Here is a 15,144-nt window from a genome sequence, read left to right as displayed (position 1 = left end):
TCCACCTCACGGTTTTCATTAGAATTCTGCAAGCGCACCAGCGCGTGCGCCTGGGAGTAACCACCCAACCTTTGTTACAGCGCTTGTTACAATGCTCTCTTCAATCTCCTTCCAACACAGCTTTGCAGACAGCCTTAAACCGCTGACAAATCGGAGCGACACTTCGTGAGTCTAATCGAGCTTTTGGGGGTAGCAAGCGGCGGCGAGAAGCGCCAATTTGTATCCAATTGTTACAATAAGTCACTAAGATAATGTGAAAAAAATCAATTTAATCAACGCAGTATTAATAAACACATAGAACTACTGAGCATTAAGCGGGGATATGGTGACAAAAAAAACAAGCGGTTTTCAGTAGAAAAATAACGCCGTTGCCTGACGGTGAATCTCACTGATTAGAAAAAACACACACTACTTATCACCTCAAACAAAACTAAAAAATTAACAGCTGCCTTTAAAAATAACCTGATACGCTAAATAACAAACTAACTACAAATCGATTACATAATAGTGGCATTGCTTTCAAGGTAGGTAGATGGCCAACAGGCAATGCCCCCCCCTCTCCTGGTGACCCACTGTACTGACTGACAAAGGTGCGGTTGTTAGTCATAGCTGGGCCTAAAGAACCATCCAACAATGCTCTGGAGCTCAGCCATGTTGAATTCACGCGAGGGAACAGATCTGCAGAAAGTGCTTACCACCTGCCGAAGCAGTTTCCTTTACGTTGGCCTATTCAGTTTGTTTATTAACTTGCTGATGCTCGTGCCGCCCCTCTACATGCTGCAGGTTTACGACCGGGTCATCACCACACGAAGCCAGGAAACACTACTGATGCTGACCCTGGTTGTGGTCTTTCTTTTTATGGTCATGGGTGGGCTAGAGTTAATGCGTTCGCGCATACTCGTAAGGATCGGTAACAAACTCGATGTCCAGATCAGTCAGCGCTTGTATTCGGCTATGTTTAAACGCTCACTGATGATGCCCGGTAAGCCCTCGGCGCAACCGTTGAATGACCTGACGACACTCCGTCAATTTCTTTCCGGCAATGGCCTTTTTGCTTTCTTCGATGCCCCTTGGGTACCGATCTATATCGGTGTGCTTGCGCTGTTCCATCCCTGGTTTGGGCTATTCGCCTTGGGGGCAGGCATCATCCTGGCGACACTTGCCATCATTAACGAAGTCACCACCAAATCGCTTCTGAACGATGCCAACAGTCAGCATGTAATGTCCCAGGACTTAGCCAACAGCAATCTGAGAAACGCAGAGGTGCTCCACGCCATGGGGATGCTGCCCGGCATCATGGGGCGGTGGAGCGCTCGCCATCGCGAATACCTGGTTCTGCAATCCAAAGCCAGCGACAGAGCCGGGCTGATCACCAACACCTCCAAGGTGCTAAGGCTGATGTTCCAGTCGTTGATTCTTGGCTTAGGGGCTTATCTGGTACTTGGGGGCGACCTGACGCCCGGCATGATGATTGCCGGATCCATTCTGATGGGGCGGGCGCTGGCGCCTATCGATCAAATGATTAACGGCTGGAAGGGATTTGCTGGCGCTCGTACCGCCAAGGCGCGCCTCGAGGAGCTACTGACGGCGATTCCTGCTGAAGAGCCGCGCATGCCACTTCCCAAACCTAAGGGGCGTCTCGCGCTTGATGGTGTCACGGCAGCGCCGCCCGGACAGAAGCTGGCCACCCTGCGCGATATCAACCTAACCATCGCTAAGGGCGAGCACATCGCCATCGTGGGGCCCAGCGCCTCCGGCAAGTCGACGCTTGCGCGTGTGGCGCTGGGGATTTGGCCGAGTCAGTTCGGCTGTGTTCGCCTGGATGGCGCCGATATCACTCAATGGAACCGCATGGCGCTGGGGCCCCACATCGGCTACCTACCCCAGGATATTGAACTTTTCGATGGCACGATCTCGGAGAATATTGCCCGCTTTGACGAAGTCGATCCTCAAGCAGTGGTACTGGCGGCGCAGAGAGCCGGTGTGCATGACATGATTCTCGAACAGCCGAACGGCTATGACACTTGGCTCTCCCATGGCGGTAATGCCCTCTCCGCAGGCCAGCGCCAGCGTATCGGCTTGGCACGGGCGCTGTATGGCCAACCCGTACTGATAGTTCTGGACGAGCCCGATGCCAATCTGGACGATGCGGGTGAGCACTCCCTTGCTCACTGTCTCGTTCGGCTACGCCAGGAAGGCACCACGGCACTGATCATTACTCACCGTTCGCTCCTGCTGAGAAATGTTGATCGAGTATTAGTGTTGAAAGAGGGCCAAATCGCCTCGCTCAAGCCACCCACCAGAATAGCGCCAGTTACTCGCATGACCGCAGATGGAGGTCGCCCCGTGCCACCTCAGCGCGTGGCGTCGCTAAAACCCAGTGCACGCGGTCGCCATGGCGGCGAGGAGACTCAGTAATGAACATGCAAAAGTCACAAGGCAACAATACCGCAGCTGAAAAGCCCGATGCACTGCCGGTTGAGGATACACGCTACCGCCGGCTGGGCATCGCCATCCTAATTATCGCCCTAGGAGGCTTTGGCAGTTGGTCGGTGTTCGCTAACCTTGCGGTCTCCGTTGTGGCGCCAGGATCCGTATCAGTAGAGAGCTTCACCAAGACTGTGCAGCACTTGGAAGGCGGTATTGTCAAAAGCATCGAGGTTGAAGATGGTGATCATGTTGAAACGGGCGATATCCTGATGGTGTTGGACGATACCCAGGTACGCTCACAACTGCGGGTCACCCGCTCTGACTATCTCATCAGCCGAGCGACCGAGATCCGACTACTGGCTGAACTCAGCGACGCCGAAACGCTCAACTTTCCCGAGGAGTTGACCACCTCGGACTATCCCCGTGTGAGGGAGGTGCTTGAAGTACAGCGCCGTTTATTCGATTCCCGACGGGAGTCGCTCACAAGCACGCTTGCTTCTCTTGATGAGCAGATGGTGCAAATGAATGAGCAGATTGAAGGATTGATCAATACCCAGACCATCAATCAGCGCCGTATCAGCTCGCTTGAGGGCGACGTCGCCAACCACCGAAAACTGTTTCAAAACGGCATGATCAGCAGTCAGAGGATGCACGAACTGGAGCGCGAGAGCCTCGAATATCAAAGCATCAATGCCCAGCACGCCTCAGAAGTCGCCCGCCTGCATTCGCAAATCAGTGAAAATGCGCTGCAAAAACAGGTACGCCTGCAGGAGTTTCAGCAGCAGGTAGGCGAAGCCCTACGCCAGACCCAAGCCGAAGTGGCCGACGCCGAAGAACGCCTCACCGCCCTAATGGATAAGGTGAACCGCACGGAGGTGCTGGCACCGGTGTCGGGGACGGTGGTAGGGCTGAAAGTGCATACGCTGGGCGGCGTTATCCGTTCCGGTGATCCGCTGCTCGATATTGTGCCAACCGATGTGGGCTTTATTGTAGAAGCCAAGGTGCCAGACCATGATATCGACCACCTTTATATGGGCCAGCCTGCCGAGATACGTTTCAGCGCTTTCAACCAGCGTCTTTCAAATGTCATCGACGGCGAGGTTATCCACGTCAGTGCCAACAGTTTTGAGGATGAAGCGACCCGGGCCCGCTATTATAAGGTGCGCCTTCGCGTCACCACTGTAGGGCAAGAAAACATGACCGAAACCATGAAATTGCTTGCTGGTATGCCAGCTGAAGTGATGCTGCGTACAGGCGAAAGAAGTTTTTCAAGCTACTTGGCCAAACCCATCAACGACATGTTGGCCCGAGCCATGCGTGAAGATTGACGGTTGTTGCATGTGCGGTTGCAGGTTAAATATTCTCAGACATCTTTTCTGTGTTATCGGCGCTAATCCTGCTGTTCACGCCAGCGATCCCAGTGTGGTGTAGGCCCAACCATCTCAAACAGATGATCTAGAAATGCACTCACCTTGTGTGTGTGTAGGCGACGCTGAGCAAAGAGCACGTGGATATCGCGCCTGCCCGGCATAACTTCGCACTCCCATGCTTCGAGTATCGGCACCAGTGCGCCGGATGCCAATTCGTCAGCGATCAGCCAGGTGGGAAACATCACCAGCCCCTGCCCCATTAATGCTGCGCGCACCAAACTCCCGGCATCGTTGCTGTAGAGGCTGCCGTCGACTTTATAAGTGCAGGCTTGTGACTGATTAGCAGTATTGAAATACCAGCGCTGGCGGCCCATTTCGCCCTGGTAGAGTAAGCAGTCATGCTGGCTCAGATCATCCGGGCGGGTGGGCGTACCACAACGTTGCAAATAGTCGGGCGCCGCGGCCACCACATAATTCATTGGCGCTAGGCGGCGCGCCACCAAGGTGGAATCCGCCAATGCCCCAACGCGAAAGGTGATATCGATGCCCTCGCGCACCGGGTCGGTCAGTTGATCGGTCAACATCAGTTCGGCTTTGATCGCCGGGTAGCGGCGCTGGAAGTGATGCAGGATCGGCACGATTTGGCGCTGGCCGAAAGCCACCGGGGCGTTGAGACGTAGCACGCCGCTAGGCTCGGTATTGGGCGCCATTAGCGCTTCGGTCGCCAGGTCGAGCCGCTCCAGTATCTCGCGAACTTCCTGATAGTAGCGCCACCCCGCTTCAGTCAGCGTCACCGCCCGGGTATGGCGGTAGAACAGCTGCTGGCCAAGCGCCTCCTCTAAAGAGGCAATCTGACGTGAGACCGACGACACCGCCCGATGAAAATGACGTGCAGTGACGGTAAAGCTGCCGGTCGCGGCGACGCGCTCAAAGATACGTAGCGCATTGAGATCCATCAAGTTGCTCCTCGCGCAATAAAGATTTGCGATTTTTCCAATTGTAGCAATGATCATCGGCGACCAGACTGCTTTTCATCGGACACAAAGCAAATTTCCGTTGCCCGTTCCGAAAAACTTGTCTGCAAAAGGAGTTAATCATGCGCAAAGGCACCGCATTAGTCGTCGGCGCTACCGGTATTACCGGCGGCAACCTAGCCAGCTACCTCACCGCTAGCGGGTGGAGTGTCTACGGATTATCTCGTCACCCCTCTGATCAAGCAGGAGTCATTCCCGTCGCTGCCGATCTGCTAGATCGCGAGGCCACCGCTGAAGCATTGGCGGGGCTACCCATCACCCACGTGTTTTATTGCACTTGGGTGCGGCGCGAAAATGAAAAGGCTAACGTCGAGGCCAACGGCGCAATGATGCACAACCTGCTCGACGCTCTGCAGGGCGCAAGCTTGGCGCATGTATCATTGGTGACCGGCACTAAGCAGTACCTGGGTGCCTTCGAGAACTACGGTAGCGGTAAAACCGAGACGCCGTTTCGTGAATCAGCCCCCCGCGTCCCTGGCGAGAACTTCTACTACACCCTCGAAGACATCATGTTCGCGACGGCGGAGCGTGACGGCTTTAGCTGGAACGTGCACCGTCCGCACACGGTGATCGGCTATGCCCGGGGTAACGCCATGAACATGGGCGTGACGCTGGCGGTTTACGCCTCTATCTGCAAGGCAACGGGTAAACCGTTCACCTTCCCTGGCTCGCAGGTGCAGTGGAACGCCTTGACCGACCTAACCGATTCTCTCGTATTAGCGCGGCAGATGGAGTGGGCGGCGACCACGCCCGGCGCCCACAATGAAGCCTTTAACACGGTCAATGGCGATGTATTCCGCTGGCGTCGGCTGTGGCATGAAATTGGCGAATTCTTCGAGCTCGAAGTCGCCGACTGCCCGGAAACGCCGCAGCCGCTCGAAACCCAGATGGCCGACATTGCGCCTACCTGGGCCGAGATTGCCGAAAAGAACGAGCTAGTCGAAGCCGATGTCACCCAACTGGCTTCCTGGTGGCACACCGATGCCGACCTGGGGCGCGAGCTTGAGTGCGTTAACGATGTCACCAAGTCCCGTGACTTCGGCTTTGACCACTTCCGCGAAACACGCGCAGCGTTTTTCGATCTGTTCGCCTGTCTACGCGCAGAACGCATCATTCCTTAAGCAATTTCAGAAACAGTGCCAGAAACAGTAGCTCCACCAGGGCGCCTAAGCGTGCCCTGTTGCTGCTTTATCAGGTTCACTTAGCTTGAAACCCACTAGCAGTGAGTTTTATTTCCCTCCTTTTCCTTGAATCCACCGGGACATGCCTGCATATCATGGGGAACTATTGTTCATTTTTTGATGCCGAGTCTACCCATGCAGATTATTGATCCCCGCTCAGGTAAGCCGCTTACCGCGGATACCGGAAATACCGACGCTGCTGCGCAGACCAATGAGCAAGCAGCGGTGCGCCCTGAAGATGTCATTATCGAGCTCAATGCTGGCAATATTCAGCAGGTGCTGGAAGCGTCCATGCAGGTGCCGGTGCTATTGGGCTGCTACTCGCCTTCCAACGCAAGCAGCAGCACCCTGCTCGCGGTGCTGGAGAAGCTGGTGGTTGAGTACGCGGGCGCTTTCCTGCTCGGCAAGCTCGATATTGAAGCAAACCCCGAAATCGGCGGCCAGCTGGGCGTGCGTTCAGTGCCCGATGTGAAGCTGATTAGCCAGGGTGGCTTGGTGGATGGCTTCCAGGGTGCGCTGCCGGAGAAAGAGGTGCGCGAGTGGCTCAATCGCTACTTCCCCGCCCCTGGCGAAGCGCCGCCCACCCCGGAAGAGCAAGCGGAAGAAGCGCTTAAAGCCGGTGACACCGCCGCTGCCCGCGAGATATATCAAACCCTGATGGTCCAGTACCCAGAGCACTACGCTTACCAGGTAGCCTTCGCTCGCGTACTAGTCGCCGAAGGGCGCGGTAGCGAGGCCCGTGAAGTGCTCGACAACCTGCCCCCGGAAGAGCGCGATGCGGCGCCTGCACGGGGCGTGCGCGCCAGCATTGAGTTTAGCGAGCAGGCACTCTCAGCCGAGGAGATTGCGGCCCTGGGCGATCGCACCGATAGCGAAGCGCAGTACCAGCGCGCCCTGCGCCAAGTGGCTGACGGTCATTATGATGAAGGGTTGGAGGCACTGCTGGCGCTGATGAAGCAGGATCGCGCCTATAACGATGACGCCGCGCGTAAAACGCTGCTGCAGGTGTTCGACGCACTAGGCGCCGACCACCCGCTGACCGTTGCTTACCGCCGCAAACTCTTTGCGATGCTGTACTAGGGGCTTTCAATCCCGCTTCAGCAGGGAATCCATACGAGACAGCGCCGCTTCCAGCTGGGAAGCGGTGGTACCAAAGTTAAGCCGTACAAAGCCGGGGCGGCCAAAGGCCGCTCCGTCCGAAAGCGCTACCCCCGCCTCTTTCAGCAGCGTCTTATGCGGCGCATCGCCTAGCCCTGCCTCGCGCATATCTAGCCAAGCCAGATAGGTCGACTCCGGCGCACTCCAGCGCACGCCCGGCCAAGCCGCTACGCGCGCCTGCAGCGTCTCACGATGCTCACGTAATACGCTTAACAGCTCCTGGCGCCACGGCTCGCCATGTCGATACGCTGCTTCCGCCGCGACAAGGCCGAGTACATTGCCATCGGGAAGTAGCCCTTTGGTAGCCGCTGCAAAGCGCTCACGCAGTGCGGGGTCGGGAATCACCGCGCAGGCGCTGGTTAAGCCCGCCAGATTAAAGGTTTTCGACGGTGCCCAGAGGGTAATAGTGCGCTTCGCTAATTGAGGAAATGCCGCGGCTAACGGGCGGTGCTGGGCGCCTCCATCTAATAACAGGTCGCAGTGCAGCTCATCGGAGACAACCCAAAGGTCGTGGCGCTCCACGAGCTCAGCCAGCGCTGCAAGCTCTTCATAGCGCCACACACGCCCCGTTGGGTTGTGGGGCTGACACCACAGCAGCAAGCGCGTACGTGGCGTAATAGCGGCCTCCAAGGCTGCAATATCGAGCTGCCAAGGCTCATTGGGTGTTGAGGGCGCTGCCAGCATCGCCTGCTGGGGTAGTCGCCCGGTGCGCTTTGCAACCTCTAAAAATGGCGGGTAGATCGGCGCTACCGTCAACACACCGTCGCCTCGCTCGGTCAGCGCTAACGCGGCCAGGTGCAAAGCTGGCACGACGCCCGGCAGCCACTGCTGCCACTCCGGCTGAATGGGCCAGTCGTAGTGGTGGGCGCTCCACTGGCACAGGGTTTCTGTTAACGTAGCGGGCACTTCGCCATAGCCATAGACACCGTGGGCCACCCGCGCCTGCAGTGCATCAATCACCGCAGGTGGGGAGCGAAAATCCATATCGGCGACCCAAAGGGGCAGTACGTCGTCGCCGTAGCGATGCCATTTTTGCGATGCCCAGCCACCTTCTGGGTGGCGTCGCTCCACAGGCGTGGCAAAATCGTAGGCCATGAAACATCTCACTCATTCAATAGGGGTTGTGCCAAGCATGCCGCAAGATGACTTTTATACCAAGATGCGGGCGGGGCTATCGGCGCTGTTGCGGCAATGGCGCTCGCTTGGCCAAGCGAATACGGATCAGCTAGCGCTCATTTTGGCCGAAACAGCCCGGGTAGCTAAATTAGGCACACCCGACGCCACGCCCAGCGGCGCTACCCTGGAGCAGTGGAGCCAGGATGAGCTAGGGGAAATGCCGCTATGGGCGCCGCGCACGGCGGTTTTTCTGCTTAATCAAATGCCCGCTCGCCCAACCCCCGATAGCGACGCCGAAGCCTGCGCCTGGGCGTACTGCTGGCTGCGCAACCGCTCGTTTGATTCACTGCAAGCAGCACATGAAGCGCTCCCTGCGCACTTAAAAGCGCCTCTGCAAGAGGCGCTAGAGGCCGCCTGGCGTGACCAACAGGGGCTGCGTTTAGTATAAGCAAGCACTTGACCAAGCGCTTGCTTGGGGTAATCCTGAATAACCCTGTGATACCAATAACCACTCCTAACCCCGCATAACAATAAGGATACGTCATGTTTACCCGCACCATTGAGCCTGCGTTTTACGATACCGACGCTTTAGGGCATATCAATAACACCCGCCTGCCCGCATGGTTTGAGCTTGCCCGCAATGACCTGTTCAAACTCTTCACCCCTGACTTAAACCCTAAACAGTGGCGCTTGATTATGGCGCGCATGGAAGTCGACTACCGGGCTGAACTGTTTTACGGTCAAGATATCGAAATACGTACTTACTTAACGCGGTTAGGCAATAGCTCGTTTACAGTGACCCAAGAGGCGCGTCAGCACGGCAAGCTCACTAACCTGGGACATACCGTTATGGTTCAGTATGACCATCAGGCCAAGTGCGCCATGCCCATTGAGGGTGACCTGCGCGAGGCGCTAACGTCGCACCTTCAAGACGCGCCTGAGCCCGCCTGATTGACGGCTGCCCCGCGCTGCCGGGGCAACAGGAGCCTTATAATGGCAATCCGCTACAACCTCTGGATAGACCCTGACAACGTCGCCCAGCATCGCGCCGTGGAGGCAGACCTTGAGCGCTATTTCATTGAGCGCTTTGCCGACTATCCGCATATCCGCTTGTTTGGTGCCGACCCCTACGATTATGATGCCCCCTTCAATCGCCTTTACGACGTGCTAATGGCACGAGCCGCTGAATACTGTGAGCGGACGTGGTGCTATGTCGCGTCGCCTGAACAGCTCAATCGCTGCTTTTTCCGTGCCGTTGGCCGCTCGACTAAATTTGTTCAAGACGACCGTTCGTGAGAGACCAACCCAATGGTGATACGCACCAACCAAGCGCCTGACGAACGTCAGCTCGCCATTATTGCCCAGCAGCTTGGCCGCGCGCCGCGTGGTATCGAAGCAGTAGCCGCCACCGACGGTGAAGGTACACCGCTGGTACTGCGCATGGCGCCGATTGTCGATGGCAAACCCTTCCCCACCCTGTATTGGCTCTGTTCCGATGTGCTGAAAGTTGAGATTTCCCGCATCGAAGCCGTTGGGGTGATCAAAGCGCTCGAGCAGCGCCTTCAGGAAGAGCCTGAATTTCTTGAGGCTTACCAACAGAGCCATCGCGACTATGTGACCGCCCGCTGGGACGCTATGAGCGTTGCTCAGCGTGAAGAAGTCGCTACATTGGGTTATACCGACGTGATGACCAAACGCGGGATTGGCGGCATTAGCAACTGGCACCAGATACGCTGCCTGCATACCCAGTACGCCCACCACCTTTGCGGCGACAATGTGATTGGACAGTGGATGGATGAGCACTATCAGGTAGACCGCTGTTTACCCTAAGCCCCTTTTAACCTAAGCCCTCGTAGTAATCTCGCGTTCTTTTTGGCTTTGGTTTTAGTTACGCTCATTTTTTAACGACAGGGAATAAACGAATGGCTCGAATTTGCGTTTATCTTGGCTCTCGTGAAGGTAACAGCCCTGCCTTCCGCCAAGCGACCAATCAACTGGGCCGCACGCTCGCTGAACGTGGCCACACGCTGGTGTACGGCGGGGCACGGGTTGGCCTGATGGGCGAGCTGGCTAACGCGGCACTTGAGGCCGGTGGTGAAGTCATTGGTGTCATGCCCGACCACCTGGTGGAGCGCGAACAGGCCCACTTTGGCTTAAGTGAGCTGATACGGGTGCGCAATATGCACGAACGCAAAGCCACCATGGCGGCCAACGCCGACGCTTTTATTGCCTTACCCGGCGGGATTGGCACCTTGGAAGAGCTGTTTGAAATATGGACATGGGGCTATCTAGGCCTGCATGAAAAACCGATGGGGTTGTTGAACATCGACGAGTTCTATTCGCCGCTGCTGACATTTTTAGACAGCACGGTCAGCCATGGCTTTTTGGCGTCTCCCACCCGCGAGATGCTGTTCGACGCACCGTCACCCAATGAGTTGCTCGAGGTGCTGGAAGCCCAGCTATAAAACTGGAGAGGGAAGAGTGACTAACGACCCGAGTGCTTGATGAGCTTGCGGGTATGCTGATAGGTCAGCTGCAGTAAGCGGGCATCTTCACCTGCCCGATGGCGGTGAATCCCCTGTTCGGCGATCAGCGCTTCTTTGGTGTCGCTCCACACTGCCTGCTGCTCTTCACTAAGCAGGATCCTTAGCGCCTCGAGGCGAAAACGCGGCAGCATGCCCGCGTGATGGAAGAGCAGCGATAGCCAGGTGTTATCATATCCCCAGCTATCGCTGTATGCCTTACCCAGCTCGCGCAGTTCATCGTTCAGCCAGTGGGCGACCTGGCGTACCGGGTAGCCCTCCTGAATGAGGCGATCACGGGAGATACCATGCAGCAGTTCGGCCTTGGGATCCCAGTGCGTCCACTCCTCCAGCGGTTGAATGAGAAAAGCGCAGCAGCTCCCATCGGCGCGGGCGATGCCTACTTCGATGGGGTAACTGCCACGCCCAAATCCGGACGCTTCAATATCTAGCACTGTGGGTAGCGTCTCGGACACAACCTTCCTCACTCAATCAAAACGCGGTAACGCTTCATGCAGCGGCCACGTTATCTAGTGTCGGCTGTTCCGCCTGTCGCTGCCAGTAAGCCGCTCGCTCGCCATCCACCGCCAAACCTAACTCGCCCAGGCGATAAGCGCGGGCAAGCCGCTCCGCCGCCAGATAGTGCCCAGACTGGGCGGCACGGGCGTACCAGGTTACCGCATAATCTTCGCGTCGCGGGTATTGAGCACAGCCGTGCTCGTGGATTTGCGCCACCTGGTACTGTGACTTCACATCCCCGGCATGCGCCGCTTCCAGAACGTATCGCGCTCCGCGAGCCTTGTCTTGGGGCGTCTGACTGCGATGAAACAGCATATGACCGTAAACGGAGAGCGCGTCAGGGTGACCCGCTTCCGCACAGCGCTTAAACAAGCGCATCGTTAAACGCTGGGTGCGCGGTGAACGCGGCAACAACCAGTGATTATGAAACAGCCGTTCAGCTAGACGAAACTCTAGCCGAGTAAACAACGTTGATGCCTGCAGCATGGCAAACCACCCTGCCTGTCTGTTGGAACCTTGGGCCGACGTTACACTAATAATAGTCGTCAACCACACGAGAAACCGGCCTTTAGCCGGTCGATGGGCTGGCAAGCATACGCCTGCCTTTGCGACGACTCAACCCCATTAATTTGCTGCTTGCAAAGAGCCTCGCTAACATGCCATGCAGACGCCGTTTACCAGCCTGGTAATGGTGGCTTATCTTATGGCAATTCCGCCTTAGTAAGGAGATGAAAATGCAAACGCGCCCACTTGGCAGAACCGGCCTGGAGGTGAGTCGACTCTGCTTAGGCACGATGACGTTTGGCGAGCAAAATAGCGAAGCTGAAGCCCACGAACAGCTTGATAGAGCCGTGGCGTTTGGCATCAATTTTATTGATACCGCAGAAATGTACCCCGTTCCCCCCATGGCCGAGACCCAGGGCTTAACGGAACGCTATATCGGCAGTTGGCTAAAGCAGCGTGGCGCCAGAGACGATCTCATCATAGCCACCAAAGCCGCAGGCCCAGGGCTCGACCATATACGGGGTGGCCCGCGTTTAACCCGTGAGCATATTCATCAGGCCATCGACACAAGCCTGGAGCGCCTGAATACCGATTATGTCGACCTTTACCAGTTGCACTGGCCCGACCGGCAAACTAACTTCTTTGGCAAGCTAGGCTACGTACATAGTGAAGACGAAGACGCGACCCCCTTAGAAGAGACCCTTTCGGCACTGAAAGAGCTGGTCGATGCAGGCAAGGTTCGGGCTATTGGGCTCTCTAATGACACGCCCTGGGGTGTGATGCGCTCACTTCAGCTTGCCGATAAGCTGGACTTACCCCGTGTCGCGTCTATACAAAATCCCTATAACCTTCTTAACCGCTCTTTCGAGGTCGGTTTAGCTGAAATTGCCCACCGTGAAGACGTCGGTCTGCTTGCTTATTCACCTTTAGGGTTTGGGGTGCTCTCGGGAAAATATCTGAACGGTACGCAACCTCCTAAAGGCCGCCTGACGCTGTATGAGCGCTTTAAGCGCTACACATCACCTGAAGCCGAAGCCGCCACCCAGGCTTACGTTGCGCTCGCTGAAAAGCACGAGCTAGATCCTGCGCAAATGGCGCTGGCGTTTGTAAACTCACGCAGCTTTTTAACCAGCAATATCATTGGTGCAACCACCATGGAGCAGTTGGAAAGCAACCTTGCCAGCGAGAGCCTCAAGCTGGATAACGAAGTGCTAGAGGCCATTGAAGATATTCACCGCCGCATGCCCAATCCCTGCCCTTAAAGCTACTGCTGAGCCCCGCCTATAGGCAGTAAGCGGCTCTGCCAGAACTATCGGAGCTATAGCCTCGGCCTTGGCCGAGGCTTGGTATACTACGTTCACTTATGATGGCCTTAGGAGCATGCGATGCTGAGCATTATCTCTCCCGCTAAAACGCTGGATTTTGAAACCCCACCGACCACAGATCAGGTAACACAGCCTGATTTTCTCAAACACAGCCAAGCACTGATCACTATTTTGCGCGACTACTCGCCCCAGCAAATCAGTGAACTCATGGGTATCAGCGATAAACTGGCGGGGCTGAATGCGGCGCGTTTTGAGGAGTGGCGCCCTCCTTTCACTCTTAGCAATGCCAAACCCGCCGCACAGGCTTTTCAGGGCGACGTTTATACCGGACTGCAAGCAGAAAACTTCAGCGAAGCGGAGAACCGTTACGCACAGTCGCATTTGCGCATACTTTCTGGCCTATATGGCCTGCTACGGCCCCTGGATTTGATTCAGGCCTACCGGCTGGAGATGGGCACCAAGCTACCCAACAGTGCCGGTAAAGATCTGTATGCCTATTGGAAGCCCATCCTGACACCTGCACTTAATGAAGCCATTGCTGAAAGCGGCTCCAACGTGTTGGTTAATCTCGCCTCCAATGAGTACTTCAAAGCGGTAGATACCAAACAGCTTAATGGCCGGATCATTACGCCGGTGTTTAAAGATGAGAAAAACGGCACCTTTAAAATCATCAGCTTCTACGCCAAAAAGGCGCGCGGGCTGATGAGCGCTTGGATGATTCAACAGCAGGTTAACGATCCAGATGAACTCAAGGCGTTCGATGTGGCAGGCTATCGTTTCGATGCATCGGCATCCCAGGGTGATACCTTCGTTTTCACTCGTAAAGAAGCCGATCGCTAAAGGGAATGGCCTAATAGAAACGTACGGGGCGTGACGCGCGTGGCTTCAAAAAGCGTTGGTGCGCCTCTTTAAACAGCGCTGTATCGCAGCGGTGAAGCCACTCATAAGCCACCATATCTGCCGTCACCGCCACAGCACCGCTTGCGCAGGCGCGCTCGCGGGCAAGCGCAGCCTCTTGCGGTCGGCGACTGGCAGAGGCATCACTCAGCCAATACAGCTCGTAACCTGCCGCTAATAGACCTAATCCCGTTTGCAGCACGCAGATATGCGCTTCTGTTCCACACAGTACGATCTGCGTTTTTCCCGTTGCGTTTAGTGCTTCACGAAAGTCAGTTTCCGCCATGGCGCCAAAGTGCTGTTTTTGCCAGCGCTGATAGTCATTCAAACAGGCGAGCAGTGGTACGGAGGTTTCCCCCAGCTTTTCTGGAGACTGCTCGGTTAACCATACCGGCACCTCAAACAAGCACGCCATTTCGCCTAGCCAAGCCGCTTCGTTAACAGCTTCTTGTCCACCATCGATCACAGGCAGCAAACCGGCCTGGAAATCGACCATTAACAGCAAGCTTTTATCGCGTTGTAGTAGCACGTTGCCACCTCATTTTTATGGTTATTTAGGCTAACCATAATAGACGCGATACAAACAATAAAGCAGCCGCTTGTCAGCGACTGCTTCGGTTAACTCATCAAACAAATGCTCGGCCTAGTTCTCGGCCGCCTCTTCCATATCTTCGCCGAGCTCTTCCATGCTCTCACCGGCATCTTCTGCGGCGTCATCAATGTTTTCACCCGCTTCTTCAGCAGGGCCTTGATCGTCACAAGCGATCAGTCCGCCCGCCATCAAAGCCATAAATAGAGCAATTGCTAACTTCTTGGCTACTTGCGTCGTCATACCGTTTCTCCTCCTGAGATTTTACTTCTGGGCACGTGCAGCATAATACTAGATGCTGCGTGGCAACAATACCATGATAAATACGCAACCAATTGTTATATATGGAATAAAATGCCTTAAAATTGTACTTTCGTGTGAGGTGTGAGGCAAAAAAAATCCCCCAAGGCATCAGCCCTGGGGGATTTTTGGTATAAGTGCCTGACGATGACCTACTCTCGCATGGGGAGACCCCACACTACCATCGGCGCTAAGCGGT

At 55.9% G+C, this 15,144-nt stretch carries 17 protein-coding genes; 11 read left to right on the top strand and 6 right to left on the bottom strand.

Annotation, left to right across the window (positions count from 1 at the left end):
- Positions 1-651: 651 nt before the first annotated feature.
- Together JI62_RS03215 and JI62_RS03210 are read left to right on the top strand one after the other, a co-directional pair.
- Positions 652-2,418 carry a type I secretion system permease/ATPase gene (locus tag JI62_RS03215; protein ID WP_088698789.1) on the top strand — a complete coding sequence of 589 codons (1,767 nt, stop codon included), beginning with the start codon at positions 652-654 and terminating at the stop codon, positions 2,416-2,418.
- On the top strand, positions 2,418-3,758 hold the full coding sequence (locus JI62_RS03210; RefSeq protein WP_088698788.1) for an HlyD family type I secretion periplasmic adaptor subunit: 1,341 nt from the start codon (positions 2,418-2,420) through the stop codon (positions 3,756-3,758). The genes JI62_RS03215 and JI62_RS03210 overlap by 1 nt, the downstream gene beginning before the upstream one ends.
- 62 nt (positions 3,759-3,820) lie before the next feature.
- On the opposite strand, the gene JI62_RS03205 is transcribed toward JI62_RS03210, so the two are convergent.
- Positions 3,821-4,756 carry a LysR family transcriptional regulator gene (locus JI62_RS03205; protein ID WP_088698787.1) on the bottom strand — a complete coding sequence of 312 codons (936 nt, stop codon included), beginning with the start codon at positions 4,754-4,756 and terminating at the stop codon, positions 3,821-3,823.
- A gap of 140 nt (positions 4,757-4,896) precedes the next feature.
- Between JI62_RS03205 and JI62_RS03200 the strand changes: the two genes are divergently transcribed.
- Together JI62_RS03200 and JI62_RS03195 are read left to right on the top strand one after the other, a co-directional pair.
- Positions 4,897-5,955 (top strand): SDR family oxidoreductase, encoded by a 1,059-nt coding sequence (locus tag JI62_RS03200; RefSeq protein ID WP_088698786.1) that lies wholly within the window; start codon positions 4,897-4,899, stop codon positions 5,953-5,955.
- Positions 5,956-6,150: 195 nt separating this feature from the next.
- A complete protein-coding gene (locus JI62_RS03195; protein WP_088698785.1) occupies positions 6,151-7,095 on the top strand; it encodes a co-chaperone YbbN in 945 nt (314 codons plus the stop codon).
- A 6-nt stretch (positions 7,096-7,101) separates the two neighbouring features.
- On the opposite strand, the gene JI62_RS03190 is transcribed toward JI62_RS03195, so the two are convergent.
- Complete coding sequence (locus tag JI62_RS03190; protein ID WP_088698784.1) at positions 7,102-8,268, bottom strand: MalY/PatB family protein; 1,167 nt, start codon at positions 8,266-8,268, stop codon at positions 7,102-7,104.
- A gap of 37 nt (positions 8,269-8,305) precedes the next feature.
- Between JI62_RS03190 and JI62_RS03185 the strand changes: the two genes are divergently transcribed.
- From JI62_RS03185 to JI62_RS03165, 5 genes are all read left to right on the top strand, one after another.
- Positions 8,306-8,737 (top strand): hypothetical protein, encoded by a 432-nt coding sequence (locus JI62_RS03185; RefSeq protein WP_035565920.1) that lies wholly within the window; start codon positions 8,306-8,308, stop codon positions 8,735-8,737.
- A 95-nt stretch (positions 8,738-8,832) separates the two neighbouring features.
- The gene (locus tag JI62_RS03180) at positions 8,833-9,240 is read left to right on the top strand and encodes an acyl-CoA thioesterase (protein WP_088698783.1); all 408 of its coding nucleotides are present in this window, start codon (positions 8,833-8,835) and stop codon (positions 9,238-9,240) included.
- 42 nt (positions 9,241-9,282) lie between these two features.
- Positions 9,283-9,585: a hypothetical protein gene (locus JI62_RS03175; protein WP_007111787.1), complete on the top strand. Its 303-nt coding sequence runs from the start codon at positions 9,283-9,285 to the stop codon at positions 9,583-9,585.
- Between the two features lie 12 nt (positions 9,586-9,597).
- Positions 9,598-10,119, top strand: coding sequence for a DUF501 domain-containing protein (locus JI62_RS03170; RefSeq protein WP_088698782.1), 522 nt, complete (start codon positions 9,598-9,600; stop codon positions 10,117-10,119).
- Between the two features lie 92 nt (positions 10,120-10,211).
- A complete protein-coding gene (locus tag JI62_RS03165; protein ID WP_088698781.1) occupies positions 10,212-10,754 on the top strand; it encodes a TIGR00730 family Rossman fold protein in 543 nt (180 codons plus the stop codon).
- Positions 10,755-10,774: 20 nt separating this feature from the next.
- On the opposite strand, the gene JI62_RS03160 is transcribed toward JI62_RS03165, so the two are convergent.
- Positions 10,775-11,287: a hypothetical protein gene (locus tag JI62_RS03160; RefSeq protein ID WP_088698780.1), complete on the bottom strand. Its 513-nt coding sequence runs from the start codon at positions 11,285-11,287 to the stop codon at positions 10,775-10,777.
- Positions 11,288-11,321: 34 nt separating this feature from the next.
- On the bottom strand, positions 11,322-11,816 hold the full coding sequence (locus JI62_RS03155) for a tetratricopeptide repeat protein (RefSeq protein WP_088698779.1): 495 nt from the start codon (positions 11,814-11,816) through the stop codon (positions 11,322-11,324).
- 248 nt (positions 11,817-12,064) lie between these two features.
- Between JI62_RS03155 and JI62_RS03150 the strand changes: the two genes are divergently transcribed.
- Positions 12,065-13,096, top strand: a complete 1,032-nt coding sequence (locus tag JI62_RS03150) for an NADP(H)-dependent aldo-keto reductase (RefSeq protein WP_088698778.1) — start codon at positions 12,065-12,067, stop codon at positions 13,094-13,096.
- Between the two features lie 123 nt (positions 13,097-13,219).
- The gene (gene yaaA / locus JI62_RS03145) at positions 13,220-13,999 is read left to right on the top strand and encodes a peroxide stress protein YaaA (protein ID WP_088698777.1); all 780 of its coding nucleotides are present in this window, start codon (positions 13,220-13,222) and stop codon (positions 13,997-13,999) included.
- A gap of 10 nt (positions 14,000-14,009) precedes the next feature.
- Here yaaA and JI62_RS03140 read toward each other — a convergent pair whose 3' ends face one another.
- Positions 14,010-14,585: an isochorismatase family protein gene (locus tag JI62_RS03140; protein ID WP_088698776.1), complete on the bottom strand. Its 576-nt coding sequence runs from the start codon at positions 14,583-14,585 to the stop codon at positions 14,010-14,012.
- 114 nt (positions 14,586-14,699) lie between these two features.
- Entirely contained in the window at positions 14,700-14,888 is a 189-nt protein-coding gene (locus JI62_RS03135; RefSeq protein ID WP_088698775.1) for a hypothetical protein, read from the bottom strand.
- Positions 14,889-15,144: the final 256 nt, after the last annotated feature.

The sequence above is a fragment of the Halomonas campaniensis genome, assembly GCF_002211105.1.
GTDB lineage: Bacteria > Pseudomonadota > Gammaproteobacteria > Pseudomonadales > Halomonadaceae > Vreelandella > Vreelandella campaniensis_A.
The sequence above is the reverse complement of the archived record's forward strand: the minus strand, read 5'-3'. Positions and strand labels throughout refer to the sequence as shown.